The sequence below is a fragment of the Desulfitobacterium elongatum genome (genome assembly GCF_055378975.1).
Genome location: NZ_AP038772.1, coordinates 3,070,509 through 3,095,949 on the forward strand (window position 1 = coordinate 3,070,509; position 25,441 = coordinate 3,095,949).

Here is a 25,441-nt window from a genome sequence, read left to right on the forward strand (position 1 = left end):
GAACTTTCATCCAACTTAATGGCTATTCCTCAAATATCTTCTGGACAACGACGACATCTAAAAGTTGCCCGAACTTTCTCCCCACTTCACGATATCTTCCTGACTCAGAAAAACTGTGCTTTCTAGCAAGGCATAGACTTGCTTCATTCGTCGCCGTGATAAGTCCCAATAAAGTATGATATCCAAGGTGTTCTGCCATCGAACACAGTTCTTGCAGGAGAGCATCCCCCATTCGTTTACCCTTCCACTCCGGAGCAATATAGATGGAAAATTCCCCACTTTGCTTATATGCTGGACGAGGGTGAAAAGGAGACAAACTTCCCCAACCCGCTATCTCCCCATTAATCTCTACGACTAATAAAGGATAATAGGGGTCCTGATGCGAGTGATACCAACGTTCTGCTGCCTCTTTCGTGCGTTCTTCAAGGTCGAAGGTTGCGACGCTATTTTGAACAGCCCAATTATAAATTTCGTTGATGCGCTCTAAATCTCCAACTTCAGATTTGCGCAAAATAAAAGGTGTATTTGGGTTCATTTTTCATCCTCCTTAATTCTCCATAATCTTAACATAAAAATTAGATGTATAACCAGTTCCGTAAAGGAGAGAATAAAAAAGCGCAAATCTTAGTGGCGGTAGCCATCGGAGAAATTTGAGTTTTAAGGTTAAGGAGGTTTTTTCTAACATGAAGGCATCTGTAGATGAAAACTGTATCGGCTGTGGTGCGTGTCCTTCAATTTGCCCAGAGGTATTTAGAATGAACGATGAAGGGTTAGCCGAGGCATACGTAAATCCTGTTCCTAGCACAGCTGAAGAATCTGCTCAAGAAGCTGCGGATGGTTGCCCGGTCGATGCCATTCATATCGATTGACGATTAAGTAGCGACAGTTAAGGGAGCGTATCGAAATGTTCGATACGCTCCCTTTTTTTAATAAAACTATGAAAACCAGTTAACACCGACGTTTTTAGGCACCAATAGCCTGTTGCGCATGTGAACGAAGTTCCTCTAAGCCGATTCGATCGATCAAACGTCCAAGGCGTTCTTGGGGTTTACCTTTTTCCTTATAGTACTCAACCACTGAATCAATGACAGGGATGAGCTGATCCGCTTGAAGGTTCTCAAGCAACAAGTCTGCCATGCGAGGCTTTACGCCCCCATTTCCACCCACGTAAAGATGGTATCCCTTACTCGTTCCCATAATTCCTAAATCAACCGAAGCTGAGTCAGTACACTTATTGGGGCAACCCGCTATGCCAATCTTAAATTTCGAAGGTAGAGTCATCCCATGATATCGTTTGTCGATTTCCGTTCCTATGCCAAGAGTCTCTTGAAGGCCACGTTTACAGAAGGTCATACCTGGGCATACTTTGACGCTTCGAACGCAAAGCCCCACAGCATGTCCTGGGTCCATTCCGAGATCTTCCCAAGCTTTTGGAACATCCTCAGGCTGCAAGCCAACAATAGCGATCCGCTGTGCAGAGGTCACCTTGATCGCCGCTGCTTGATATTTCTCAGCGACGTCTGCGATCTTGCGAAGGATATCCGGGGTTGCAACTCCAGCCGGGATATGAGGAGCGATAGCAAAGGTCTTTTTATCCATTTGCAAAATTGCGCCTGCAGGCTGCGCTTTTGACTTAGCAGCCTCTGACATTTCACCTTGTTCTACCGAGTTTATCTTTTCCAAAAGTTCATTGGCATCGAGTTTATGCATTTGAGCTGCATTTAATAGGGTCTCATTCACTGAGAAAGGACAACCTAAACAGTGCAAGCCAAGTTCCTGCATCGCCTCAACCGTTTTGGGGTTTGCGGCCATGATGTCCTTGAGCTTCATATCCAACGTAAACTTCATCCGTTCCACCTCATCTATGAATTAACCGTGAATTAACATGGGGAGACAATGTACACAGACATGTTTCTCTTCACCTTGATGAACATAAGTGATAACAGGTGTGAGTTCACTTGTTGTTCCACAATGTGAGCACTCTAATTCGAGATTTTCCTTGTTTGTATCTACCATTTTCAGGACCTCCTTTAAAATCTATGACTAGTTTAACACGGTAAATAAGGTTGGGATGTGACCTACAGCACATCTGTGTGTGTTTTTTAGAACACTTTTTTCTATCTCTCATCAAGTTTGAACGTTAAAGAGCGGAAATATACTCCAAAACAACAAAAACGCGCATTGCGCGTTTTTGTTCGTCGTCATTCAAGGGAACTTGCGAGAGATTGTTCACTCACTTTCTTCATCTGAACGATCTTCCAGCCCTCTGGGGTAGACTGAGTCTCCATCACATAGGTTTCGGAGATCTTCTCATCTAAGGGGGAGGACCACTCGACCTTAACCATGATTACGTTGGGAATTGGAGAATCAACAAAGTCCAACTTTTTCAAGGTGATCAAAGGATTTTGTCCAACTTTAGCTTCCCATTGCTCCACCTCGTGTTTCCCGAGCGGATTCATCTGCTTAGAAACAAGAAGTTGTTCTGCCAAATCAAGCTGCCGAGAATCCAGATAACCCCAGAAGCGTTGTACAGCTACCCGGGGTGAATCTGCATATTGAGGCTCTGCCAATGCCACCATGACGACTTGAGGAGACTTCCAGGCTGTGATTCCAATTAAACACATTAAAGTAATACCCAGTATCCAGACATAACGACTATGACCCATATTTTCCCTCCTTGCTTGTCTTTACTATTATTTATAGGAGGAAAAATCCATTTCATGTCATGTCCTAAGTAAAATCTTCTTTTTATTAGCAGTTCATCTGCAATTACTCAAGCTAATTGAAGACTTTACGGAGAAAGTTGAGTACGAACTCAGGCAGACGAACATAATAAACCTTCATTCAAATCACCTCTTTCAACCACATTGTATGCAGCTAGCCCCCCCCTTGCGACGTCAAACGATCTGGTAGTTTTTTACAGCTTCTTCAAGTTGGGCAACCAGTTGCTTATCTTCCTCAGTATTAGCTGTAAAGTATAGTCTCCCGATAATTGAACTAATTATCTTTAAAACATCCTCAACGACTAAGGAATCTCTCATTGCTAATTGAGCACTGGTCTCGACAAGTGCGATCCCAAATTGGTGCCCGACGCCTTCTTTCATCGTCTTCATGCAGGTTTTCCCTAGTAACCGCATAACCAAAGAGGCTTCCTGAGCATCTAATTGGCGAATTGCATCAATCGTCGTAGTTAAACCTTGAACCATTCTTAATCCAACATTCGCCCAATTCACTTGTTGATTATCCATTTCTTTCCCCCCATGCAAGTGCTTCCGTGCCATACTATATGCCGCGTGACTTCGATGGGTGAAAAGAGACAAAAAAAGGTACAGAAACGTGAGAGTTTCTGTACCTTTTTGCTTCTGAGTAAACCCCGTTCTCGCTGTGAAGTACTCTAGTAATGAAAAAGATGGATGGGGTCGTGTAGCTTCTCGCACATCGGACCTTCGGGCGTGAATCTCCACCGGAGACTCACGTACTTAGCGCTCCAGGGCTGGCGAACTCACTTCCGTAGGAGCTTCGCCAAACCTCAGGGTAATACCTGAAGTGAACCAGGTGGCTACGCTAGCTAAGGCCGAAACCCTACGACGGGTTTCGCCTACAAAAGCTACGTTCGTTTTATCGCCCCTCCGCCGCAAATCGTTCACTCTTGTGCGAGAAGCTACGCTATGGGGGCATTATTTATCAACTACTTCCCTAACTTCGGAACTTTAAAGGTTGAGACCATGAGGAAAGCTAGAATCAACATTGAGATAGGGTAAATAAACCAGGGTAGTGTTTTGTGAAAGAGTACGAGAAGGGACATAAACCCTCCTGCAAAGGTAATGGGTACGCCTACAAAATGAGTCGTGATATTTAAGACATTAAAACGTGCTAGACGAACTGCACCGCAAAGCGCGAAGGCAGCGGCAATGAACATCCCCCAATAGCCAAGATGTCCTTCCAAAAAAACCTTATAGGTCAAAATCGCTGGAGCAACCCCGAAGGAAACAACATCACTTAAGGAATCCAATTCCTTACCAAAATCCGAACTAACCGACAGCTTGCGAGCGACCTTCCCATCCATACTATCCATGAGAACTGCTAAAATAATTAACCCCGCAGCAAACCGATAATTTCCATCGATCGTCCAAAGGATCGCTAAAAAGCCAAAGAATAAATTGGCTAACGTAAACAGACTAGGTATCATGCGGGCATTAATAGGACTACCGTTCATCAATTTTCACTCTCCCAATAATTGTCTCTCCGCCACGTACTTTATCCCTCGGGCTTACTGTAACTTCAACATCTGGCGGGAGAAAAATCTCTGTGCAGGACCCAAATTTAATCAATCCAAACCGCTCTCCACGTTCTACTTGGTCACCATCTTTGACCCAACACACGATTCGGCGTGTCATAAATCCGTTAACTTGTGTCACTAGAATTCTCACATATTCATTCTGTATACCCAAATAATTTTTTTCATTTCGTTCTGAAGTATGGTTTTTAAATATGGGAAGCATCTTACCCTCACGATAAGCGCGGTAAACAACTTTTCCTCTCATGGGGGTCCGATTGACATTTACATTGAATTGGCTTAAGTAGATTCGGATACGGATGCTTTCTCCTTTAAAAAATCTCTCTTCAAATACTCGCTCAACATCCAACACAACCCCATCGGCAGGTGATAAAAGTGTACCCTCGCCCTCTGGAATTTCTCTTTCGGGATTACGAAAAAAGAACAAGATGAGAAAGAAGAGAATTCCTGGCAAGAGTGCCAACCAAGACCTGAGCCAATAAGCCAGAATAGTTAACACCGCAAGCACCCAGAGGTACGACCAGCCGTCACGGGAAATGGGATACTGTTTCACCGAAGACTAGACCTCCTCATCCAATTTCCTCTAGTGTATCATCTTTCGCAAGATTAGAAAAGCGCTTCCTTCTGACATTCCACCTCAAGCCAAGAATCAATTTTATCGAGAATCTGAGATTTTTCTGCTCGTATATGCGTTCGTACAGGGAGGGAGGCTAGAAATACCCTTCCATAACGTTTTTCGATGGCTCGTGCATCACAAAGAATGACTAGGCCACGATCCGATTTTGACCGAATCAAACGCCCAAAGCCTTGCTTAAATCGCAATACTGCTTCCGGAAGAAGAAAATCACTAAAAGAATTTTTACCCCGGGCTTCTAGATATTCAGACCGTGCTGCAATCAAGGGCATACTAGGAGGCCAAAAAGGGAGTTTAATGAGAATGACACAGGATAGCTTATCTCCAGGGATATCAATTCCTTCCCAAAAGCTATTTGCCCCAAGCAATACAGACTTGGGATTCTTGAGGAATTCTTCCAGTATGGCGTTACGACTTCCATCCAGCCCTTGCGCTAATAACTCTAAACCGGCTTCCTCTAAACGCTGTTTTAAGGGTAGATGAATCTCTCTTAAAAAACGATGGGAGGTGAACAGGACAAGGGTTCTACCTTGCATTCGTCCTGTCACATCGGCGATAAACTCGACCACCTCTTCGATACGGAACAACTCGCTGTGCTTTGAATCTAATAGGTCTTTCACGATAAATAGGCGCATCTGACGCTCATAGTCAAAGGGGGACTCTACAAGGAGTGTAGGCGTATCTGGGCTCAACCCTACCTCCCCTAGAAAATGCCGGAAAGAACCGGCGATACTAACCGTCGCAGAAGTCAAGACCACTGAATCAAGTAAGGAAAAAAGTTTTTCCTTGAGTATTTCACTGACATCCACTGGAGAGGTCTTGAGGGTTAATCGATTGCTTCGTTCCAACCAGCTCACCCGAGTCGGCTCACCTACCTGAAGAGCTAAAGCGAAGCAGTCCCGAATCCCCTCCAATTCGCGGATTCGCCCAGAGATTTCAAATCCAAGCGCCTCACATTCTTCGATATCAAGACCTGCTAAAGAATTAAGCATAGAACGTAAGCGCTCAATCGTTCTCCCTAACCGCCCCTGAAGATTTTCAAATTGAATTTCAAGAGTCTCCCACCAGGATTCCTTGCGGCTCTGTGCCGTTAAGCGATAGGATAGATTCTCCCCCAAGATCTGGCTAAGAATCATGAATACCTCCTCGGCTTGTTCATAGATATCTCGGCAAGACCCAGGCAATTCTTCTAGGTGCCCAAGAAAACGATCCCATACCTCAACCGGCATCAACCGTGCCCAAAATCCTGTTTTGGCTTTGATATTTCCATAGAAACTCCCACCAACGGGGCGGTGTATTAAGTCTAAGGCACGCGATAACTGCTCGAGGCTGATTTCATGACCGAGTTGCTCTAGAGCGGATTGATGAAGATGGTGGGCTTCATCAATCACTAATTCATGATACTCGGGTAATACGTTATTCCCTGTTTTTATATCCGAAAAAAGTAGAGAATGATTAACGATGACGACATCCGCTTCCTCAGCCTTTTTCCTAGCTTGTAGCATAAAGCAGCGACTAGATTCCGCACATTTGCCAGGAATACAACTTTCAGAGTCTGCATTTAAATCACTCCAGATACTCGACAAGCTCGGTATCTGCGCAACCTCTTGCCAGTCTCCACTTTCTGTCTCTCTTAACCATACCATGATACCAAGCAAGGCGAGCTTCTCACTCAGGTTCAAATCGTGATAATAGCTTTGCAACCACAACCACTTTTTCAGACATAGATAATTTCCTTTTCCTTTGAGCAAGGCTCCCTTAAAGGAAAAAGGTAATACATTGGCCAGAATGGGTAAGTCCTTTTTGAAGAGTTGCTCTTGCAAAGGGATCGTATGGGTCGCTACAACAACTTTCTTCCCCGTTTTTTTAGCCCACCATAAACTCGGAATTAAATAAGCATAGGATTTACCCGTACCTGTCCCTGCTTCTGCTACAAGTTGGCCTGAAGTCTGTAAGGCTTTTGCTACAGCCTTAGCCATTCTAAACTGTCCTGGCCTGCTTTCGTAGCCCTTGAGATGATTCTCTAGAACGCCTCCCGGCTCGAAGCACTCTTCAATCCACTTAGAACTCCCTGGTAAGGTAGTGTCCGCATTGGATGCTTGAGAAAAAAGCCCCTCCTGGGGATTATAGAGGACAAGATCAGTCCGAATGAGTCGATCAGGAAATCTTCTTTTAATCGTAGCTTCAAGCTCCTTAAGAAAACCTGACACGCGAGAGTTTTCCACGAGTGGAAGTGCCCGTTGATAGAAGCTCAAATCGAATTCCATCCCTTTATCCCAACAGGCTTCAAGCAATTTCCAAGAAATCTCTGCCTGATCTAAGGCACGATGAACGTTCTCAGAGGTTTCTATCTCAAGTCTCTTCGCTAAATCGACAAGTCGATACTGATTCATGGATGGGAAAAAGATACGAGCTAATTCGAGTGTGTCCCAAACGGGATTTTCGAAGTGTACATTAAGTGATTTTTCAAGAATTCCCAAAGCAAAACCTATATTATGTCCGACAATGACTGCATTTTCAAGAAGACTCATTATTTCCATCAGATAACTTTCTATTGACGATGCTTGACGTAGTTCTTCTGAGGAGATTCTGATGAGACTTAATATTCGATCAGGAACTTGTTTCCTTGTTCGTACTAGAAAGCTCGTTGCCTCTGGCTCTTTTCCATCCTGAATACACCAGGCTGCGAATTCGATAATTTCATCCTGATAAATATCCAACCCAGAGGTTTCAAGATCGATGATTACAATCTTTCCTTTATACATGGTTAAGCCCCTTTCTGAGTGTCATTTTACACAGTTTTTTACTGCTAATCAATGACCGCTCTTTTTAAAGGGCCAAAAGAAGGATTTTGACAGAGAAGAGCGAATTAATAGCTTGTTTTGTCTACTGTTCTTATCTCTTCTTACGAATTTCCATCTTTTGTCTATTCTTATAATTCCCATTGGAAGAAGGTTGCTTTTTTGACAAACCTACGTAGACTATCCACTTGGGTAGGAATTCTCGTTTTACTCCTCTTGATGAGCGGCTGCACGAGTAGACCCTTTCTTACCAAAGACAATATCTATTCAATCGTCAAGGTGTCACCCGAAGGCGAGACTCAGAAAACCCCCATTCAATTAACGTGGAACTCCAATGCCGCCGTGCTTCAAAAACTCCTTCTGGAGGCTTCCTTTGTCCTTGGTGACCTTCATACCCATTTGAATCCAGACAAGGTAAGCTCAGAGGGTGAATTAGGTAAATTAACTAAAGAAACTCAACTGACTAGCGAAGCCTCAAGCCAAGAAATCAAGGATAACTCCCAAAAACAAGAAGTCCCCAAAAGCCAAGTACAAGTTAGTGAAGTAACTCCCCAAGAAATTACAAATCCTGTAGCCGAAACAGTTTTACTTGAGGCGAATTTTCCCCAAGCTAAACAGTTCAACCTCCTGATTGATGACGAACAATATACTTTAGATATATCTTCCATTCAAATTGAAGTCGAAGGTAAGAATCCAGGACGAGTCATCTTGAACCAGGTATTGGTCCTACAAGGAATTCCAAATTCTAACCTTCAATCCTCATTTAAAGAATTTATTGAGATGCTAAAAAAGTCAAATGAGAAGTAAAGCAAGGGAGTGTTGCTATCTACTTACTAGTAGTTTTGCAACACTCCCTTATAATTTAGGTTTTATGGGGGTAGAGTCTCGCACCTATCACTTGATGTTCAGCCTTGGCTCCAACACGTTTACTTTACTGGACTTGAGTAGTGCCGGCAGAACCGATTGAAGCCGAAGACGTATGCAGCAAATTTCTCTGGACGCAATTGACTCCAATCCTTCAAATTTGCCTCTTCCCCAAAGCGATTGCGGATTACCCCATCACTTTGAATCCAACCACTCGGTCCACCTTCACACAATTGAATCTCCCATAGAGTTTTATCCCCCTGTGTCTGAACGCTTTGAATATGCAAACCACAGCGGGCATGGAAAATCTCGACCAACTTTACGAGCAACGTATGAATCGGATCAATTTGATGCCCTTCCTTAGCAGAATCGATTTGAAGTTCCTCTTTAATCTGACGAGTCAATTCATCGATTCGATTATCCTGCTGATAACGTTGTACGAGCGGAATACTTAAGCTCCTCGTGCTTAGAGAACCCGAACGCAAATCAAAATGGAGGGGTTCATGAGAATCAAGGTCAAGAATTAAACGATTCCCATCCACATGAATTTGTCCCGATACACTCATGAGTAATTGATGGGCGATTTGATACGATAGTATGTGTGACGAAACTTCAAGTTCCTCACGATCTTCGCAACTTTGACATTCTTTCACTGGATTAAAGGTTGATAATGCTAACCTCATTCTAAACACCCCCAACTAAATCCTATCTAAAATCTTGATTACTCTTATTATACACAGATTTAATATTAAAATCATCTTAATATTTGTAATTTTCAAATATTTTTATTAGTCTATTAAATATCTATAATAAATACGAATAAAAAAGAATCCAGAAAAACTTTCCCTGGATTCCCCTTCAACTATGACAGAAGCTTTATGGTGTAACCCACCTAATATTTCTCTTCTAGGATTTCAAACATTTGAGGTGTTGCTTGTTTGAAAGCCTTATTTTCGCCGACCGTTGAAGCCCAATTCTCATAGGCATCCCGATTCTCCCACTTAGACATAACCATAATATCATTAGAATTCGTTTGCTCATTGATAGAGGCGAATTTAAAGCCTCCAACACGCTCAACCGTATCTAATCCGGTTCGAATATCTGCTAATAGACGATCCCGATCTGGGGCATCAAATGTATGAACAATTGTAAGCATGTAGGTAACCTCCCTGATAAGCGTTTCTCAAGGGTTAGTCTATCCCAGCATCACAGCTTCCATACGTGATATATCCCGTTCACGCACACTGACCTGATTCGTCACATAAGCTATAGTGCAAAGACTACGAAAAGGAATATCCAAATCATACAGCCTCGACATACGCCTTACAAACATTTTACTCGTCGTTTTTTTACTTGGCTCATGCTATACTTAGATTTGATCTACGAGTCGATTCATTGTATTGCAGAAGGAGGATTCTGATGAAGCTAGTTTATCTGCGAACAGACTTCCCAAGTGGTCGATCTCATATACTCATGAAGGAAACCGAATCTCCCAACCCAGAATTAAATCATTTTATTCTCGTACTTAGCACAAAAGGGACCCTTTGGGTTGATGTCTTTTGGCCTTATGACGAAGAGTCTGAACGATATACTCGCAGGATTTCTGAACAACAATTTTGGCAAGCATTTCGTGAATGGAGACTTAATGGAGTGACTTTAGGAGACAATGAACGAGTAGCCGCCGTTTTGGCAAAACGACAACTTTCTCTCAAACAGCAACGCCTCGATATTTAGATTTTCTAGAAGAATACTATGGTTACAAAAAGAAGCTTGGCTTTGGATAGCAAGCTTCTTTCTCTATGTTATAGGGTAGATGTTCACACTTCGGTGTAGCATAATCTGAAGATGAAGAAGATGGGGTCGTGTAGCTTCTCGCACATCGGACCTTCGGGCGTGAATCTCCACGCTAGGGCCGAAAGGCTACCACGCCTTTCGGGAGACTCACGTACTCAGCGCTCCGGGTCTCGAATGCGGCGGAGCATTCGGACGAAGGCGCGAACTCGCTTCCCGATAGTCCCAGTGGGACTATCGCACTTGTTTAGGAGCTTCGCCAAACCTCAGGGTAATACCTGAAGTGAACCAGGTGGCTACGCTAGCTAAGGCCGAAACCCTACGACGGATTTCGCCTACGAAAGCTTCGTTCGCTTTATCGCCCTTTCGCCGCAAATCGTTCACTATTGTGCGAGAAGCTACGCTATCTGGTCTTTTTAAGGGCATTCTTTTAGGGCTTAAGGGTAGCACCTTCAGGTTTCTCAAACTAGTACTTACTCAAAGTGATTTTCTTTCAAACCTAAAAGCTGCTTCAAATGATCATGCTCATCCGAAAAAATAGGGGCTAAGACTTCTCGTTCTGCATCGCTTAAGATGTCTTCTGAAAGTTGAACTGCACGAGCCAGTCCTTTGTCTTCGCCAGAGTATAGTTTCTCCAACATATCGAGAGGGTCATTCTCTTCCCCATTCATCATCTTAGCTGACCACTTAGTAGCTAGTCCTGCAAGACTAGTTCCCTCCTCAACCGTTCCTCCATTCGTCTGGATATAGTACGAGATGCGGGAGGCATGTGCTTTATGGTCGGTCATGATAGCCACTAGATGATTACGCAAATGACTATTAGGGAGGGAATCAATATAGGCTTGATAGGTTTCGATGGCCATGTGTTCACCTTTGAGTATCTGATTGAATACTTTAAACGCAGGATCCATACGGAAGCCCCCTTGACATTAGATTAAATCAATCCTTATAGTGTGACTCTCTTTCCTCCACCTTATGCTCCAATTTTTTTGCGCTTTGATCCAATCGATAAATTAAGGCCAAAAGTTCGGCTACCACTTGATAAAGCTGAGGGGGGATTTCCTCTCCTAGATTAACTTCGAGAAGGGTCTCGACAAGCATTTCATCCTTCTGAATCGGAATTCCATACTCCAGGGCATGTTCGATGATCTTATGAGCAATGTGCCCGGAACCTTTAGCTACAACCTTTGGGGCCCCTGCCTGATCATAAGCAAGTGCGACGGCTTTTTCCTTCATACTTGGAAATCCACCCCTTCTCTTAATTCCCCACGCAAAAAACGATGGAATTCTTCCGCCGTACGCAAAGAGTCCACACTCACTGGATGTAGATGAATACCCAATCGTTTAAACTGTTCATGTGCAGCTGAGAAATTTTCCTCGATCAAATTCGAGAGAAGTCCAGGATTTTCACTGAGGGCCTTAAGGGTAAGCTGTCCCTCATATAACCATCCTTCAATCCCGATCTCTCCCAGAGTAGGGGCTTGAGCATGAAGTGCCACGCGGCAATGACTCAGATCGACTTTTTTCCCCTTACGGGCTGCCTTTATGGCTAGCCGTTGAGCATAGACTTCACCCTCATGTCGGATAGGGAATTCTAAGAGGTAAAAGGGACTTTCAGGAGACGTGCCTTGTAGCCAGACTTGTTGCCCTGTCAAGCGCTCCAGAAGGTTGGTAAGAAGAGATTTACCCTCAGCTTCAGACTCGTTACTCAATGTGGAGAGTAAGATTCCCTTCAAGGTCTTGCTGAGATCGACCTGCTCCTTGATTTGCTCTTCTTGAGGTAAATTTCCTAAGTTTCTGATTCTACGTTCATAGTCAAAACCAAATCCCCTGATTAACTGAGCCAATAGCTTGTACCCATCTTTTTCTCCCAGTGTTGACCATTGAGGTACAATGTCTTGGAAAAAAGAGCCAACCCCATCATTTGTATTTTGATTTAAGCCTTTTTCCAAAACCTGCTTTAACATGGGGGTGAGTTCTAGCTCCTCGAATTCTCCTCTACTAACGTTTAATCGTTCCATTCCCTGTTGATCTATGGAGAGTTTAATGGGTTGGTTAAGCTCTTTTTCACGAACGAGTAGAACGCCACTTTCATCTATTTTCTGTACCCCAGCCCAAAACTTGTCTCCAGCTTCAACGGGAATTTCCAGTAATGCCGATATTTCTTGCCCTGCGATACGAATTTGAGCCTTACCACTCACATCACGACTCAAAACTTCGATGAGAATTTTTTGCCCTATCTGTATTCCAATATCCTTAAACGGAAATGACGAGGGTCCTATACCCTGTAATTCCATCCTTCCAACTCCCCCTACGAAAGTGAAGTCATTTCTTCCTCTGGGTATTCGGTGGATTAAGATTTTTCTGTAAGGCTCTCAAAGCCTGCCGTGTATTAGGATTAATTCTTTGTCCCAGACTTGGTAAATCCTTATCCTCCATATCCAGGTATTTCTTTTCTAACCCTTTTTCTGAACGAGTTTTACTCTTTGAACCTGATCTATGAGGTCGCTTCCTGGGTTGGGATCCGTCCTTTTCTGAATCGAGATTATCATGAGTTTGACTATAAGATTTTTTGAGGAGTTTCGGTCCGTTTCTTTTTTCAGCTTTCTCGGTTTTTTCGCTGGGTTGTTTATCGATAACTGTTGGGAAGCGGTTCTCCACCCATTGTCGAACGAGATCCGGACGTTTCGTGACGACAAAGGCCTCCTGAATTGAACCATTGCTTTTTAGGAGGATTTTACATCCCGTCTGAGTCTCATACTTATAGTTAATCCCTCGCTCAGGTGAGCGGCTGACCTCGATCACCCCAGGAATGATATCTGAAACTTCTGGACTTCGACTTAGCTCTTCTAGCCAGGTTAAAGCATCCTGAATGATTCCATGTTCCCTTTTTACTTTATTTCGCCGATGTTTCATGACTTCACCTTTTCTAGAAGAAAATATGCTGAGCTTCGAATTCCGAATCATGAACGTTAATCAAACCCATTGAAAATTTGGGTTCTCTACGTTTATCCGTAGGAGACCCTGGATTAAACAATACTACTTCGCCATGCCTTTCCATATAGGGCACATGGCTATGTCCAAAGACGATGAGATCCACCAAACTGGGTTCAAACGCGCGAAGTGCTCTTTCGGGCGTTGTCCTTCCAACTCCGTAAGCTCCATGGGTTAAGCCAATCCGAATTCCCTCACAGGTAATTATTTTGCGTTCGGGCAAACTGGCCAATTCCCACCCATCGCAATTCCCCCGCACGGCTTCGATTGGAGCAATGGCCTTAAGGTCCATTAAAATTCCCGGATTCAGAACATCCCCTGCATGTAGAATTAAATCTACCCCCTCCAAAGATTCCCAGACCTTCGTGGGTAAGGCTCGACCTTCACGCAAATGGGTATCAGATAGGACGGCGATCAGCACGTTTTTCCCTCCCTAGATAATATCTTCGCAAATAAAATATCCCGACCAAGAAGAGAATCGATAAAACACCACTAATAATAAAGGTGTTTCTTGCTCCCCACCAATGGGAGAGAGTCCCTGAATAGACACTTCCTAAGGGGGTCATCCCGCCAAAGACGAAAGAATATACGCTCATCACTCGACCCCGGAAACGCCCTTCAACGGTAAGTTGGATCAGAGAATTTGCGGAAGCAGAAAATACAATCATCGACCAACCCATCAAGGCCAGCATAAGTGATATATAGGCATACTGATTCTGAAATCCAGTCAAGATTGAAAAAACACTAAGACCCAGTGCACCCGTAAATAGCAAGCGGGGCTGTGGTCCATTTCCGCTTCGTATCGCCACTGTCAGGGCTCCAATCAGTGCACCAAATCCCAGCGTACTCATGAGCAAGCCAAAGCCTAAAGCTTCTTCCTGAAGCTCTAACTTAGCTAGAACTGGGACTAAGACATTAAAATTCATGGCCACTGTGCTTAAAAAGCCGACCATAAGCATGGTCACCAGTATCTGAGGAGTTCTTCGTATATAGCTAAGTCCTTCTTTAATTTCCGGCCAGAGCGCTCCCTGCTGCTTAGTTTTTGGTTCTACGCCCCGCGGTATAGCCTTAATAAAAATCAATATGATGAGAACACCAATGAAACTTACGCCATTGATTAAAAAACACCACATCGGTCCCCAAATTCCCATAATCATCCCGGCAATCGCCGGGCCGACTAAGCGAGCTGCATTAAAGATGGCCGAATTCAAGGCTATCGCATTGGTGAGATGTTCTCGACCTACTAATTCTATAACAAAGGATTGGCGAGCTGGCACGTCCACTGTATTGGCTACTCCCAGAATGAACGCCATCACGAGGAGCATCCAGTACTGAACTGTTCCTGTGCCAACTAAGAAAGATAACGTGAAAGCTAAGATCATAAAAGTGCCTTGTGTAGCAATAATGATGCGTCGTTTGGGTAATCGGTCGATCCAGGCCCCCGCATGGAGAGAAAACAAAAGCATAGGAGCAAATTGCATGGCAGAAACTAAGCCCAGTAAAAAGGGGGAATTGGTGAGTTGCAATACTAACCAGGCTTGCCCTATGTTCTGTGTCCAGGTTCCAATCAAGGATATCATTTGACCGCCCCAAAACCATCGAAAAGATGAATGAGTTAAGGCCGGGAATGCCTGAAAAATTTTAAGGTGCCTTCTAGTCATTCGCCCTTCTTACCTCCACTAAATTCGAAAAAAAGGTAGCACCCTTCCCCATATCAGACAAGCGATCAGGGGTTAAGGCATTTACTCCCGATCCCTTCTGATAGCTGTCTAACCACCATACTCCCGGAGCTACTACGACTCCAGGAAGAACGGATTCCATCACCTTTGCCCTTAAGACACACTTTCCTCGTGAATTATAAGCAATCACGATGTCCTCATCCTTAATCGAGCGTTTCTTAGCATCCTTGGGATGAATTTCTAGATAGGGTTCTCCTGAACGTTCTGAAATACTGGGTAGATTCCCAAAGGTTGAGTTGAGAATACCATGGTGTGGAGGGGATATCAACGTCAGGGGATACTCTCGATTTTCACATTCTGGTCCTTCAACTAACGGAATATGGACAGGTACAGGAGAAAGACTGAGCTTCAAAGAGCGCTCACTGTATAGCTCGATTTTGCCGCTTGGGGTGACCCGCTTACCCTGAGCATAAGGAAGTTCAGGGAGTTCCAAAGAAATATAGCGTTCGTTCTTCAAGCGATCAAGTGTAATTCCTTGATCTTTCCAAAAAGGAGTATCCAGAGCTTCCCTTGCGATATCCTCAGTCGAATCCTGGAAACTGGGTTCGGTAAAGCCCATGTGTCGAGCCAATTCTTGAAAGAGCTCAATATTTGACTTACTCTCGCCCAGAGGAGATATGATAGGGTCAGCCCACTGCAATACCCCATGCCAATAGCTCATATACAAGTCAGAATGCTCAAGATGTGTTGTCGCTGGCAATACAAGATCCGCGTAGCGTGCTGTGTCTGTCCACACTTGTTCATGGACCACGGTAAATAAATCATCCCGCTTAAGCCCGTCAAGCACTTTACTTTGCTCCGGTGCGACTGCAGCAGGATTACTATTATAGACGAAAAGTGAATAGACCGGAGGTTGAGCTTCCGTTAGAGCCTTGCCTAACTGATTCATGTTCACCATTCGTGGTGTTCCCGTTAATAACTCTGGTCTTTCTATTCGATTACGGTCAAATTGAAAGTAACCGCTATTAAATTTAATAAGCCCTCCGCCCTTGTCCTGCCAAGCTCCCGTTAATCCAGGGAGGCAGGCAATCGCCCAGGTCGACATTCCTCCATTATCATGATGCTGAAGTCCGTTCCCGATACGAATCAGGCTTGGTCGTGTTGCTGCATAGTCATAGGCTAGCTTTTCGATATCTGCAGGATTTAATCCTGTAATTTGGGCTACTCGTTCTGGCGAATAATTGAGAACGGATTCCTTGAACGCTTCAAATCCATGTATGTTTTCTTTCACCCAATTAGAGTCTTCAAGACCGTCTCTCAAAATGACATGTGCTAATCCTAAGGCAAGAGCACCATCCGAACCGGGTAAGATTTGATAAAATTCGTCTGCCCATTGAGCTGTCTTATTACGATGGACATCAATGACAACGATTTTTGCTCCCTCTTTCCGTGCCTGAGCAGCAAATAAGGCTTGATGAAGGTTTGTCTCAAGGGCATTAATTCCCCAAAAGATGATGAGTTGTGCTTCTTCGGTTTGAAGAGGGTTAACTCCTTTAGCTTCCCCATACGCGAGCTGGTAGCCTAAGCTGCCGGCGGCTGAACAGATCGTTCTTTCTAACTGACTAGTCCCTAATCGGTTAAAGAAACGTCGATCCATGCTTGCTTTGTTGATCATTCCCTCAGTCCCAGCGTAGGAGTAGGGAAGGATACACTCTGGACCATGGTCTGCGATCAGGGATTTCCATCGGCTCGTTATTTCTTCAAAGGCTTCTTCCCAGCTTATCCGTCGAAATTCTCCACTGCCCTTTGGGCCTGAGCGTTTCATTGGATAGAGTACACGATCCTTTCCATATACACGTTCCGGATAGTACCTAGCCTTCTCACAAATTACCCCTTGGGTTATTGGATGCTCTGAATCTCCCGCAATGCGAAGGATTTTCCCTTCCTCTAGCTCTACGCGCCATGCACATGTATCAGGGCAATCATGTGGGCACACTGAATATTTGACGTCCATTGTCTTTGTCCTCCCCCCAAAAAATTATAGGAAAACGCACCACCTATTTGCGATGCGCTCAAGATACTTAAGGCTTATACGTCTTTAACACATTATAATATGTATCACGCTCCACTGCAGTTAGCCCTAATTCATTAATCAGCCGAATAAGTTCCTGCTCGGTTTGCATCTGAGGAGTCGATGCTCCTGCCGTATGATATATTTTTTCTTCCCGAACCACCCCATCAAGATCATTGGCTCCAAAGGTTAAGGCCATTTGAGCAACTTGAGGGCTTGAGGCAATCCAATAGGCTTTAATATAGTTGAAGTTATCAAGAATAAGTCTGGACACAGCAATAATCTTAAGTATACGTACTGCACTCGCCGGAACTATATTTTCGAATTTCGTATTTTTAGGATGAAAAGCAGTGGGTATCAAGGCATAAAACCCACCTGTTTCATCTTGTAACTCCCTTAAAGCTAGAAGATGATCGATAATCTCTTCATCTGTTTCAATGATTCCAAAGAGCATATTGGCATTTGAGGGAATCCCCAGTTGATGAGCCTTACGATGGATTTCAAGCCACCGTTCTCCACTCAGCTTTCCTGGACAGATAATTTCTCGAACACGAGGGCTGAAATTCTCAGCTCCTCCACCGGGAATAAAGCTCACACCTGCTTCTTTCATACGGGTTAAAATTTCTTCGACCGGTACTCCTTCAAGCTCGGCATAATAATCATATTCCGCTGCTGTAAATGCTTTCAAACTCACATGGGGAACCCTTTCCTTAATCTTACGGATTGCATCAATATAATAAGAAAAAGGTAGCTCTGGATGAATTCCACCCACGATATGAATTTCAGTTGCCCCGAGTGAAGCAAAATGTTCTGCTCGACCCACGACATCCTCTACATCCATTGTATAGGATCCTTTCTCCTCGGGATCCTTTCCAAAAGCACAAAAACCACATTTTACCTTACAGACATTGGAGTAATTTATATGGGCATTGTTATTAAAATAAACGAAATCGCCGTTTTTCTTTCTTCGCGCCTCATGGGCAAGATAACCCAGGCCAAGCATATTGGTCGTTTGGAGAAGCTTTAGACCCTCTTCACGATTTAGCCGGATACCCTGGTCTAACATTTCCTGAATAGGCTCAAGCCCACTTACAATCGTCATATTTAAACCCTTCTTCCCTTGAAGTAAAAACATTGAAGATAAAGGAACCTACTTCTGGTGTGGTAAGCCGCGGCCGTCTCCTCAATAAAAGCCCTTTTGAAATTATAACATAATTTAGGGTATAGAAGAAAAGAATAAAGAATGAAAAGGGAAAAGGCGTTGCCTTTTTGCCCCGCCTCAAAAGAGAGTGTGCCTCAGTGAAAGTGATGATTGAGAACTGCCCGTTGCTGTTTGATTGCTTTTCTCACCTCGTTAGCTACCCTCCACGTTTCCTGATATTGTGGAGTAACTAAGCTGAGTTTTCCAGAATTTTTGTCAATGAGAATGTCCACACCTGGCTTTCTTCCCTCTACTTTCTCTCCTGGGTGAAGAATATCAATGCCGATTTTATTCTCATCGTACTCAGGAGGAACTAAGTAATTTAACACCTCTTCTGTAGCGTCAATCAATTCGTCAACCTGATCATTAGGATACCCTTCGCGTAGTAGAATATCTCGGACTTGTGTGAGTGGGTGATCAAGAGTAAGTAGCATCTGGGCCCGCTGCACTAGATTGTAGTCGATTTCCACGACGCCACCTCTTTTCTCTTTTTTTATATCTTTACATCATCATTTTCCCCTTCTGATGAAAATCGAATACGAACTACTTCTTGACGAACTTGGAGAACTTGTCCATTTCAATCAAAATTTATATAGGAGGTTTACATGAGCAAATTTTTATCAATGCCTTCTTTAATTGCTGCCATATCGGGAATTACGATGGCCGTTCAGGGAACGCTCAATTCCGGGCTTTATCAAAAAACCTCGTTGTTGGCAGCTACCTTAGTAGTTCATCTTATCGGCACGGTGGTCGCCTTGTTGGCTGTAGTCGTTGCACGAGTCCCTGTGTTTAACGTTCACTGGCTCACCATTCCGTGGTATCTCTATCTAGGTGGAATTCTCAGTGTAGTCATCGTTGGTCTGGTCGCCTTGAGTATTCCAAAGATCGGTGTGTGCAATGCCACTACAGCCATTATCATTGGCCAAGTAGGTGCCGCACTGATCATTGATCATCTCGGCTTATTCGGAGCAGAAAAGCTTTCCTGGAATCCATGGCAGATTCTTGGTCTGCTTCTTTTTGCCGCTGGAGCTAAACTATTATTTGACTAATCAACTTGTCTTTGACCTTGTATCAATACTTGCCATACTGGTAATAATGGTATAGATCTCTTCTGTAACGACATACTTTCGAATTTGACCGTTCGACACTAGAATTACAGAATTTTTTGCTTCCCCACTTTTATCCTTCTCGATGAGGCGTAAAAGAAAAGTGTAGGATTCACTCGTTACTGAGAGTTGCTTGAATGCTCCATCCGCTACAAAAATCACCCAGTATCCTGTGGATACCTCATTTCCCAAATTATACAGTGATGAAGTCGTTGAATTCGAATTAGAATATCCGGAGGGGAATAGGATTCCAGACGAGTTTCCGGTATCATACGTTCCCGTGTTATACGTGTTATAGGTACTCTGGTTTAGATTAGGATCATAGGAGCCTGACGTTGAATCGACCATCTGAGCGGTGGGGTCTGTCAATCGCGTATAGACATCACTAAAGAAATTCGGAAATAGGATAAAGCCAGCAACCCCAATGATAAGTACCCAAAAAGCTAACGCCTGGAAATCTTGCCATATATCGTTCCGTGGAGGCCGCCCCCATGAATTCGGCATAATTAACCCTCCTTTAAGATCAATGTCTTAGATTAATATACGAGTCAATAAGGCCTGATATGTTATAAAGTAAACTTACTTCAGTGGGAGTTTTGAAACTCCAATCATCAAGCGACTTGCATCTAAGCTTCACAGCAACTAGAATAATACCGAGGTGTGCATTAATGGAGATACTTCGGCAAAAATTAAGCCTATTACCTGAGAAACCGGGAGTCTATCTCATGAAAGATGCTTCCGGACGGATTATCTATGTCGGGAAAGCAAAGATTCTTAAGAACCGAGTTCGGTCCTATTTTACAGGTTCTCATGATGGTAAAACCCAAGTGATGATTAGTCAGATCTGCGACTTCGAAACGATTCTTACAGACTCCGAGGTCGAAGCTTTAGTCCTAGAGTGTAATTTAATCAAAAAATACGATCCAAAATATAATATCTTGCTTCGCGATGATAAATCCTATCCTTATATTACAATCACGGAAGAATCCCATCCTCGAATACTCGTTACCCGTCAAGTGAAAAAAGGCTCAGGAAAGTTTTTTGGTCCTTACCCTAATGCGACAGCGGCTAAAGAAACAGCTCGACTACTCAATCGATTATTTCCTTTCCGAAAATGCCGACAAATTCCTTCCAAGCCCTGTCTTTATTATCATCTTCACCAGTGCTTAGGCCCTTGTATCGAGGATGTCCCAACACATTCCTATGAACAAATTCGCAAAGAGGTTACATCCTTCCTCAAGGGTGATCAAGGGAGCATTCTAAAACAACTCGAAAAAAAGATGCAGCAAGCGGCTGAGGGTTTGGAATTTGAGCGGGCTAAAGAATATCGGGATTTAATCGAAGATCTCAAAAAAGTCGGAGAAAAACAAAATATTACCCTCAATGACTTTGTGGATCGAGATGTTGTCGGATATTCCACGACCCGAGATCAAATCTGCATTCAGATTTTCTATCTTCGCCAAGGGAAACTGCTCTCACGTGATAACTTCATTTTTCCCTATTATGAAGAACCCGAAGAAGCCTTCATCTCCTTCCTGGCCCAATTCTATACTGAGAAAAACACCCTCCCGCAGGAAATCCTTCTTCCTCCCATCGATATTACAGTACTCGCCAAATTATTCCCGATGATCATTCCGCAAAAGGGACAAAAAAGGGATCTGGTAGAGATGGCGATGGGAAATGCCCAAACGACCTTGCATGAACAAATCACTATTGAAGCGCGGGAACTTGAGGAGAGTTCAAAGGCCCTCAACGCATTGGGAGAAAGCCTAAAGATTTCTTTTCCAAGAATCATCGAATCCTTTGATATTTCAAATATTGCAGGCACTCATATCGTAGCGGGTATGATCCAATTTCTTGATGGAAAACCCAACCGGAGTAATTATCGTAAATTCAAAGTTCAACCTATGCCTAATATGGACGATACCGCTTCGATGCATCAAGTCATTGAGCGGCGCTATAGTCGCCTCCTCCGTGAAGAATTGCCACTACCTGACCTCATCTTGGTCGATGGCGGCAAAGGGCAGATCAATGCAGCTAAAGCGGCCTTACGAACCTTAAACCTCACTCTGCCTGTCGCTGGAATGGTCAAGAATGATAGACACCAAACTTCAGGGCTCCTTAACGAGGAGGGAAAAACCCTATTTTTCGAACGAAGTTCTCCGAGCTTTCGTTTACTGGAGCGGATACAAAATGAAGTCCACCGTTTTGCGATTACCTTCCATCGTCAACAACGTTCCAAAGATATGACGCTTTCTGAATTGGATGGAATACCTGGTGTGGGTCCCAAGAGACGCCAACAGCTTTTACGCCATTTCAAAGCGACTGAGACCATCTGCAAGGCGAGTTTGGAAGAACTTCAGAGTGCAGGACTCCCTATCCATATCGCAGAAGCCGTTTATCAGCACTTTCGAAATAAATAAATTCTCTCGTGTTTATCCCCTTCGATAGATAACAATATTAAGGAGCAGAATCACCATGATTCTAAATTACCGTGTAGAGCTTTGCCGGGAATGCTATCACAAGAGAACACGGCACTGCCAAAAGACAGATTTATATATCCACAATATGACAACGGCTGAACCTGGAGGAGAATGTTCGAACTATAGACCCGTTCCTTGGTTCCCTTGCTAGATATCGCTAAGCAGCACCAATATGAATGATTGGGGTCGTGTAGCTTTCGGGTCTCTATTCGTCTTCTAAATAGCTTTAAGTAAATGCCCCATACTAAAAAAAGGGAGTAGCGTAAACGCTACTCCTTCTTTTCCAATGTCCGGTCAAACACTTCAATTACTGAACTCTTCTTGCTCCTACATAACGAGCCGAATAATAACTATCCGATAAGCTCGTTGTCCTTACTCCACTATTAGAAGCATGGACGAAACTTCCACCGCCGATATAAATTCCGACATGAGAAGCTCCTTTGGCATACGTCGAAAAAAATACTAAGTCTCCTTGTTGAAGCTGGTCCTTCTTTACTGCAGTTCCTGCATCAAACTGAGAGTATGAATCCCGTGGCAAATTAATTCCTGATCCTTTGAATACATACTGTGTAAACCCAGAGCAATCAAACCCATTACGAGACGTTCCCCCAAAAACGTAAGGAATACCCTGTAAACTCTGAGCATTTTTTACGATTCCCGAGGAATCTCCACCACGCGAGACCTGAGAGGTTGTAGAGATGCTAGCTACCTGAGCAGGCGCTTGTGAAGATTTCGCAGTCTCTGTAGGTTTAACAACGGCCTTTGTTTCAGTTATTGCCTGAGACTTCACTTCAGTAGTCTTCACCTCTGCAGTCACTTCTGTCTCTGCTAATGCTGCAACAACTTGTGTCGATGGGCTGGACTTTTCTTGTATTACTGGAACTACACTTGCTGAAGTAATCAGCTTATTGCGTACCGTTAGTGCTGTAAACCCGGACGAGTCTTTAAGGAGTACTGACTCCAAGTCAGTAGGGTGCTCAGCAGCACTCACAGGCATATGTACACCTGGAAGACTACTCAGTAGTAATACGCCTGACAGCGCTACACTACCCATCCACACCCTCCTTGAGGATGAAACCATGAAATTTCCACCTTTCACTGCTTACGAGGTTAGTTGACGGATTCGGGCAAGAAGGTGTTAAGCCCTACACATAAATGTGATTCACCCCAATAAAGGATCCCCCGCTCTAAGCAAAGAAGCTAAGCTTAGATTCAGCATTTCTCACTTACTTAAATACTATTCGCTAAAGATCTATAATTTCCTTTTTCAAATATTGGAATTTAAATTATTTTCAAAATAGGTCCTTAAAATAAATAAACACCTCTCAATTGAGAGGTGTAATATCCTTTAAGCCTTAGGATACCAACGAATAAATATTGCGGCTTAGGTCAAGTAGGTTTTCCCACTGGGTTCCTTCGGTTTCCCGGTAATAGGCGGTTTCCCTTTTCTCCCAGCCTGAGCTGTCACCAGTTCTCAACACTTGATCACCACTGAGACCGCACTTTAATCCTCGTTGGTTTTCGCTCTAGAAGTTTTCCTTAACGCTCCACGATAGTCTAGCCTCTTTTGCAGAAAAGAATTTCAGGCAAACTTGAAGTGCATCGGCCAACACACTCTAGTCCCTTTAGCCCTCCCAAATTCCCCACCTCAAGGCAGGCTACACTGCACTAAGTTCCTTCCTAATGCAGGTTCATCCCCCAAGCCGTAGCTCTATAAAAAAGCCACGCACTTGGGCCTCCACGGACAAGGGTATCGCCCGCATGCCATTGCGGATCCCCCTAATCCTTAACTCCCAGCAGCAACCCTCGACTGGGCGTCGAAAGCCACCACCAGGAACTTCATCGGTATGCCCTCGGCGGATTCTTAGGCCCGCCTTCGACTATCATTTCATGCACTAGAATAACGCTCCGTAGCTCAAAGGAAGAATAAACTATATATAGTGTACACTGATTCATGTTTTTTGCAAAATGCTCTCTGAGTATTCATATACTCGCATTGATTTGATAAAGAACGCATTAAGGAAAGAAGTGAATACCTTTTCACCCCAATGCTATAAAACGCTGGATTTAATCCAATTGAATTAAATCCAAATTTTTTTCATAAAAACATAAAAAAGAGAACCCTAAAAGCTCTCTTTTTACAATCAGAAGATTAGGATCCACATCCACCGGATCCACAACTTGAACCACAATCACTTGCATTCGCCGTCTTAATCTCAAATCCGCCACCATAAGTAGATTCTACATAATCAACGACTGCGCCTTCTAAGTATTGAGAAATTTTCTTTTCGCTTACAATCGTAATACCGAATCCTTCATCTACGATGTCTTCTTCATTCTTAGACTCATCCAGAGTCATGCCGAAATTCGGCCCACCTCAGCCAAAGCCGGCTACATAAAGGCGCAGAAAAGAATTTTCTTTATTCTGACCTACCATAACCTCTTTAACTTTCTGGGCAGCGGTTTCTGTAATTTCTACCATAATCGCCACTCCTTTTTATCAGCCATGAAGGCCCGTTTTCATACACTTAGATAATAGCATCGTCATCTAACCAGTGTCAAACAAGCAAATATTTATCAATTTCATAATTAATGAGTTATGAGAAGGAATGGTTTTCAATATGTAGTGCTCAGACTGATTTTGCTTCAATATGTGGCTTCACATCACGAAACAATCGGCGAATGACGACTTCAATGCTAGCCGGTAAATCTTGGGCAGCTCTCTGGATTTGGTTTGCTTGCCACTCTATCCGCTGTGCCCAAGACCTTGTTTCAGGTAAAGCGATATAAGCTTGAGGTTCTGATATCAGGACCCCTTTGAGCAAATAGACTAAAATAAGAACGACAAGAATTCGCCATAAAAAACGCAATGGATATACCATCCTTTCAGAACAAGATATATCCATAGTCTAACCTTCTTATTATATTTTAAGCCTTGCTCTCTCTAATTCAGACCAAAAGTCCTCAGAAAATCTGAAAAGGGGTTCAAAAAAATCACGTGCAGTCTGGGTATATAAGTATTCATGATAATGGCACACTCGCTCATGGTAGAATTCTTCGGCGGAGTGAGGACCAAAAAAAGCCTTTCCTTCTTTGCCTGCCCATGCAAAGAGTCGTGCCATCCCCATGGGTCCGACGAAATCAAGCTTATCGGCATCATATAAAATTCTAGCTTCAAGAGTCCCTGGCTCATATCCCTCACGAGAATGGGAAAGTATAGCCTCTTTCACCCGTTCGATGACTGAATTAGAATAACCACCCTTTTGCAAGATTCCACTTGCAAGTGCGGAGCTACTTTCAGCATGCGTCCTAGCCACCGTTCCCGATCGACCAATATCGTGAAGAATAGCTGCTAGTTCAACAATCAAAGAATCTGCCCCTTCTTTTGCAGAGATTTGTTTACCCCATTCTCTCACTCGAAGTGCATGCCCTAAATCATGGGCAGGATCTTTACGGGCATATATTCCTTGCACGGCCTGTATTACTGTTCCTAACGGATCCTGATTAATCTCAATCACTA

The 25,441-nt window shown here is 43.7% G+C and carries 30 protein-coding genes and 1 riboswitch; of the genes, 5 read left to right on the plus strand and 25 right to left on the minus strand.

What is annotated here, in order from left to right:
* Positions 1–22 precede the first annotated feature (22 nt).
* Positions 23–535 carry an N-acetyltransferase family protein gene (locus tag ACZ42W_RS14325; RefSeq protein WP_464166020.1) on the minus strand — a complete coding sequence of 171 codons (513 nt, stop codon included), beginning with the start codon at positions 533–535 and terminating at the stop codon, positions 23–25.
* Between the two features lie 148 nt (positions 536–683).
* Between ACZ42W_RS14325 and ACZ42W_RS14330 the strand changes: the two genes are divergently transcribed.
* A complete protein-coding gene (locus ACZ42W_RS14330) occupies positions 684–869 on the plus strand; it encodes a ferredoxin (protein ID WP_464166021.1) in 186 nt (61 codons plus the stop codon).
* A gap of 94 nt (positions 870–963) precedes the next feature.
* On the opposite strand, the gene ACZ42W_RS14335 is transcribed toward ACZ42W_RS14330, so the two are convergent.
* The 8 genes from ACZ42W_RS14335 to ACZ42W_RS14370 form a co-directional block, all read right to left on the minus strand.
* Complete coding sequence (locus ACZ42W_RS14335) at positions 964–1,848, minus strand: DUF1858 domain-containing protein (RefSeq protein ID WP_464166022.1); 885 nt, start codon at positions 1,846–1,848, stop codon at positions 964–966.
* Positions 1,849–1,869: 21 nt separating this feature from the next.
* On the minus strand, positions 1,870–2,016 hold the full coding sequence (locus tag ACZ42W_RS14340; protein WP_464166023.1) for a hypothetical protein: 147 nt from the start codon (positions 2,014–2,016) through the stop codon (positions 1,870–1,872).
* 185 nt (positions 2,017–2,201) lie between these two features.
* Entirely contained in the window at positions 2,202–2,666 is a 465-nt protein-coding gene (locus ACZ42W_RS14345) for a hypothetical protein (protein ID WP_464166024.1), read from the minus strand.
* Positions 2,667–2,897: 231 nt separating this feature from the next.
* Complete coding sequence (locus tag ACZ42W_RS14350; RefSeq protein WP_464166025.1) at positions 2,898–3,248, minus strand: recombinase; 351 nt, start codon at positions 3,246–3,248, stop codon at positions 2,898–2,900.
* 231 nt (positions 3,249–3,479) lie between these two features.
* A complete protein-coding gene (locus tag ACZ42W_RS14355) occupies positions 3,480–3,638 on the minus strand; it encodes a hypothetical protein (protein ID WP_464166026.1) in 159 nt (52 codons plus the stop codon).
* A 50-nt stretch (positions 3,639–3,688) separates the two neighbouring features.
* Positions 3,689–4,216, minus strand: a complete 528-nt coding sequence (gene pssA / locus ACZ42W_RS14360) for a CDP-diacylglycerol--serine O-phosphatidyltransferase (RefSeq protein ID WP_464166027.1) — start codon at positions 4,214–4,216, stop codon at positions 3,689–3,691.
* Positions 4,206–4,850, minus strand: a complete 645-nt coding sequence (locus tag ACZ42W_RS14365; protein WP_464166028.1) for a phosphatidylserine decarboxylase family protein — start codon at positions 4,848–4,850, stop codon at positions 4,206–4,208. Before ACZ42W_RS14365 ends, pssA begins: the two co-directional genes overlap by 11 nt.
* 53 nt (positions 4,851–4,903) lie before the next feature.
* Positions 4,904–7,696 (minus strand): helicase C-terminal domain-containing protein, encoded by a 2,793-nt coding sequence (locus ACZ42W_RS14370; RefSeq protein ID WP_464166029.1) that lies wholly within the window; start codon positions 7,694–7,696, stop codon positions 4,904–4,906.
* Positions 7,697–7,894: 198 nt separating this feature from the next.
* On the opposite strand from ACZ42W_RS14370, the gene ACZ42W_RS14375 reads away from it, so the two are divergent.
* Positions 7,895–8,539: a hypothetical protein gene (locus ACZ42W_RS14375; protein WP_464166030.1), complete on the plus strand. Its 645-nt coding sequence runs from the start codon at positions 7,895–7,897 to the stop codon at positions 8,537–8,539.
* A gap of 119 nt (positions 8,540–8,658) precedes the next feature.
* Here ACZ42W_RS14375 and ACZ42W_RS14380 read toward each other — a convergent pair whose 3' ends face one another.
* A complete protein-coding gene (locus tag ACZ42W_RS14380) occupies positions 8,659–9,279 on the minus strand; it encodes a hypothetical protein (protein WP_464166031.1) in 621 nt (206 codons plus the stop codon).
* 209 nt (positions 9,280–9,488) lie between these two features.
* A complete protein-coding gene (locus ACZ42W_RS14385) occupies positions 9,489–9,752 on the minus strand; it encodes an antibiotic biosynthesis monooxygenase (protein ID WP_464166032.1) in 264 nt (87 codons plus the stop codon).
* 263 nt (positions 9,753–10,015) lie between these two features.
* On the opposite strand from ACZ42W_RS14385, the gene ACZ42W_RS14390 reads away from it, so the two are divergent.
* On the plus strand, positions 10,016–10,330 hold the full coding sequence (locus ACZ42W_RS14390) for a hypothetical protein (RefSeq protein ID WP_464166033.1): 315 nt from the start codon (positions 10,016–10,018) through the stop codon (positions 10,328–10,330).
* 530 nt (positions 10,331–10,860) lie between these two features.
* Here ACZ42W_RS14390 and ACZ42W_RS14395 read toward each other — a convergent pair.
* From ACZ42W_RS14395 to ACZ42W_RS14435, 9 genes are all read right to left on the minus strand, one after another.
* Positions 10,861–11,298, minus strand: a complete 438-nt coding sequence (locus ACZ42W_RS14395; protein ID WP_464166034.1) for a DUF2383 domain-containing protein — start codon at positions 11,296–11,298, stop codon at positions 10,861–10,863.
* A gap of 28 nt (positions 11,299–11,326) precedes the next feature.
* Positions 11,327–11,623, minus strand: coding sequence for an EscU/YscU/HrcU family type III secretion system export apparatus switch protein (locus ACZ42W_RS14400; protein WP_464166035.1), 297 nt, complete (start codon positions 11,621–11,623; stop codon positions 11,327–11,329).
* Entirely contained in the window at positions 11,620–12,684 is a 1,065-nt protein-coding gene (locus ACZ42W_RS14405) for a hypothetical protein (RefSeq protein ID WP_464166036.1), read from the minus strand. The genes ACZ42W_RS14400 and ACZ42W_RS14405 overlap by 4 nt, the downstream gene beginning before the upstream one ends.
* 28 nt (positions 12,685–12,712) lie before the next feature.
* Positions 12,713–13,303 carry a DUF2103 domain-containing protein gene (locus ACZ42W_RS14410; RefSeq protein ID WP_464166037.1) on the minus strand — a complete coding sequence of 197 codons (591 nt, stop codon included), beginning with the start codon at positions 13,301–13,303 and terminating at the stop codon, positions 12,713–12,715.
* A gap of 13 nt (positions 13,304–13,316) precedes the next feature.
* Positions 13,317–13,802 carry a metallophosphoesterase family protein gene (locus ACZ42W_RS14415; protein WP_464166038.1) on the minus strand — a complete coding sequence of 162 codons (486 nt, stop codon included), beginning with the start codon at positions 13,800–13,802 and terminating at the stop codon, positions 13,317–13,319.
* A complete protein-coding gene (locus ACZ42W_RS14420; protein WP_464166039.1) occupies positions 13,780–15,042 on the minus strand; it encodes an MFS transporter in 1,263 nt (420 codons plus the stop codon). Before ACZ42W_RS14420 ends, ACZ42W_RS14415 begins: the two co-directional genes overlap by 23 nt.
* The gene (locus ACZ42W_RS14425) at positions 15,035–17,074 is read right to left on the minus strand and encodes a molybdopterin-containing oxidoreductase family protein (protein ID WP_464166040.1); all 2,040 of its coding nucleotides are present in this window, start codon (positions 17,072–17,074) and stop codon (positions 15,035–15,037) included. The genes ACZ42W_RS14420 and ACZ42W_RS14425 overlap by 8 nt, the downstream gene beginning before the upstream one ends.
* Positions 17,075–17,141: 67 nt before the next feature.
* Entirely contained in the window at positions 17,142–18,233 is a 1,092-nt protein-coding gene (gene mqnE / locus ACZ42W_RS14430; protein ID WP_464166041.1) for an aminofutalosine synthase MqnE, read from the minus strand.
* Between the two features lie 194 nt (positions 18,234–18,427).
* Positions 18,428–18,802, minus strand: coding sequence for a hypothetical protein (locus ACZ42W_RS14435; RefSeq protein WP_464166042.1), 375 nt, complete (start codon positions 18,800–18,802; stop codon positions 18,428–18,430).
* A 135-nt stretch (positions 18,803–18,937) separates the two neighbouring features.
* Here ACZ42W_RS14435 and ACZ42W_RS14440 point away from each other — a divergent pair, with 135 nt between their 5' ends.
* Complete coding sequence (locus ACZ42W_RS14440; protein ID WP_464166043.1) at positions 18,938–19,381, plus strand: DMT family transporter; 444 nt, start codon at positions 18,938–18,940, stop codon at positions 19,379–19,381.
* Here ACZ42W_RS14440 and ACZ42W_RS14445 read toward each other — a convergent pair whose 3' ends face one another.
* A complete protein-coding gene (locus tag ACZ42W_RS14445; RefSeq protein WP_464166044.1) occupies positions 19,382–19,942 on the minus strand; it encodes a hypothetical protein in 561 nt (186 codons plus the stop codon). It lies immediately after the preceding gene.
* Between the two features lie 164 nt (positions 19,943–20,106).
* Here ACZ42W_RS14445 and uvrC point away from each other — a divergent pair, with 164 nt between their 5' ends.
* On the plus strand, positions 20,107–21,861 hold the full coding sequence (gene uvrC / locus ACZ42W_RS14450; RefSeq protein ID WP_464166045.1) for an excinuclease ABC subunit UvrC: 1,755 nt from the start codon (positions 20,107–20,109) through the stop codon (positions 21,859–21,861).
* A 367-nt stretch (positions 21,862–22,228) separates the two neighbouring features.
* Here the strand turns inward: uvrC and ACZ42W_RS14455 are convergent, their stop codons facing one another.
* The 4 genes from ACZ42W_RS14455 to ACZ42W_RS14470 form a co-directional block, all read right to left on the minus strand.
* Positions 22,229–23,002 carry a C40 family peptidase gene (locus ACZ42W_RS14455; protein WP_464166046.1) on the minus strand — a complete coding sequence of 258 codons (774 nt, stop codon included), beginning with the start codon at positions 23,000–23,002 and terminating at the stop codon, positions 22,229–22,231.
* Positions 23,003–23,005: 3 nt separating this feature from the next.
* A riboswitch (cyclic di-AMP (ydaO/yuaA leader) is annotated at positions 23,006–23,149 on the minus strand.
* A 924-nt stretch (positions 23,150–24,073) separates the two neighbouring features.
* The gene (locus tag ACZ42W_RS14460) at positions 24,074–24,403 is read right to left on the minus strand and encodes a HesB/IscA family protein (RefSeq protein ID WP_464166047.1); all 330 of its coding nucleotides are present in this window, start codon (positions 24,401–24,403) and stop codon (positions 24,074–24,076) included.
* A gap of 148 nt (positions 24,404–24,551) precedes the next feature.
* On the minus strand, positions 24,552–24,827 hold the full coding sequence (locus ACZ42W_RS14465) for a hypothetical protein (RefSeq protein ID WP_464166048.1): 276 nt from the start codon (positions 24,825–24,827) through the stop codon (positions 24,552–24,554).
* Positions 24,828–24,842: 15 nt separating this feature from the next.
* Complete coding sequence (locus ACZ42W_RS14470; protein ID WP_464166049.1) at positions 24,843–25,439, minus strand: HD domain-containing protein; 597 nt, start codon at positions 25,437–25,439, stop codon at positions 24,843–24,845.
* Positions 25,440–25,441: the final 2 nt, after the last annotated feature.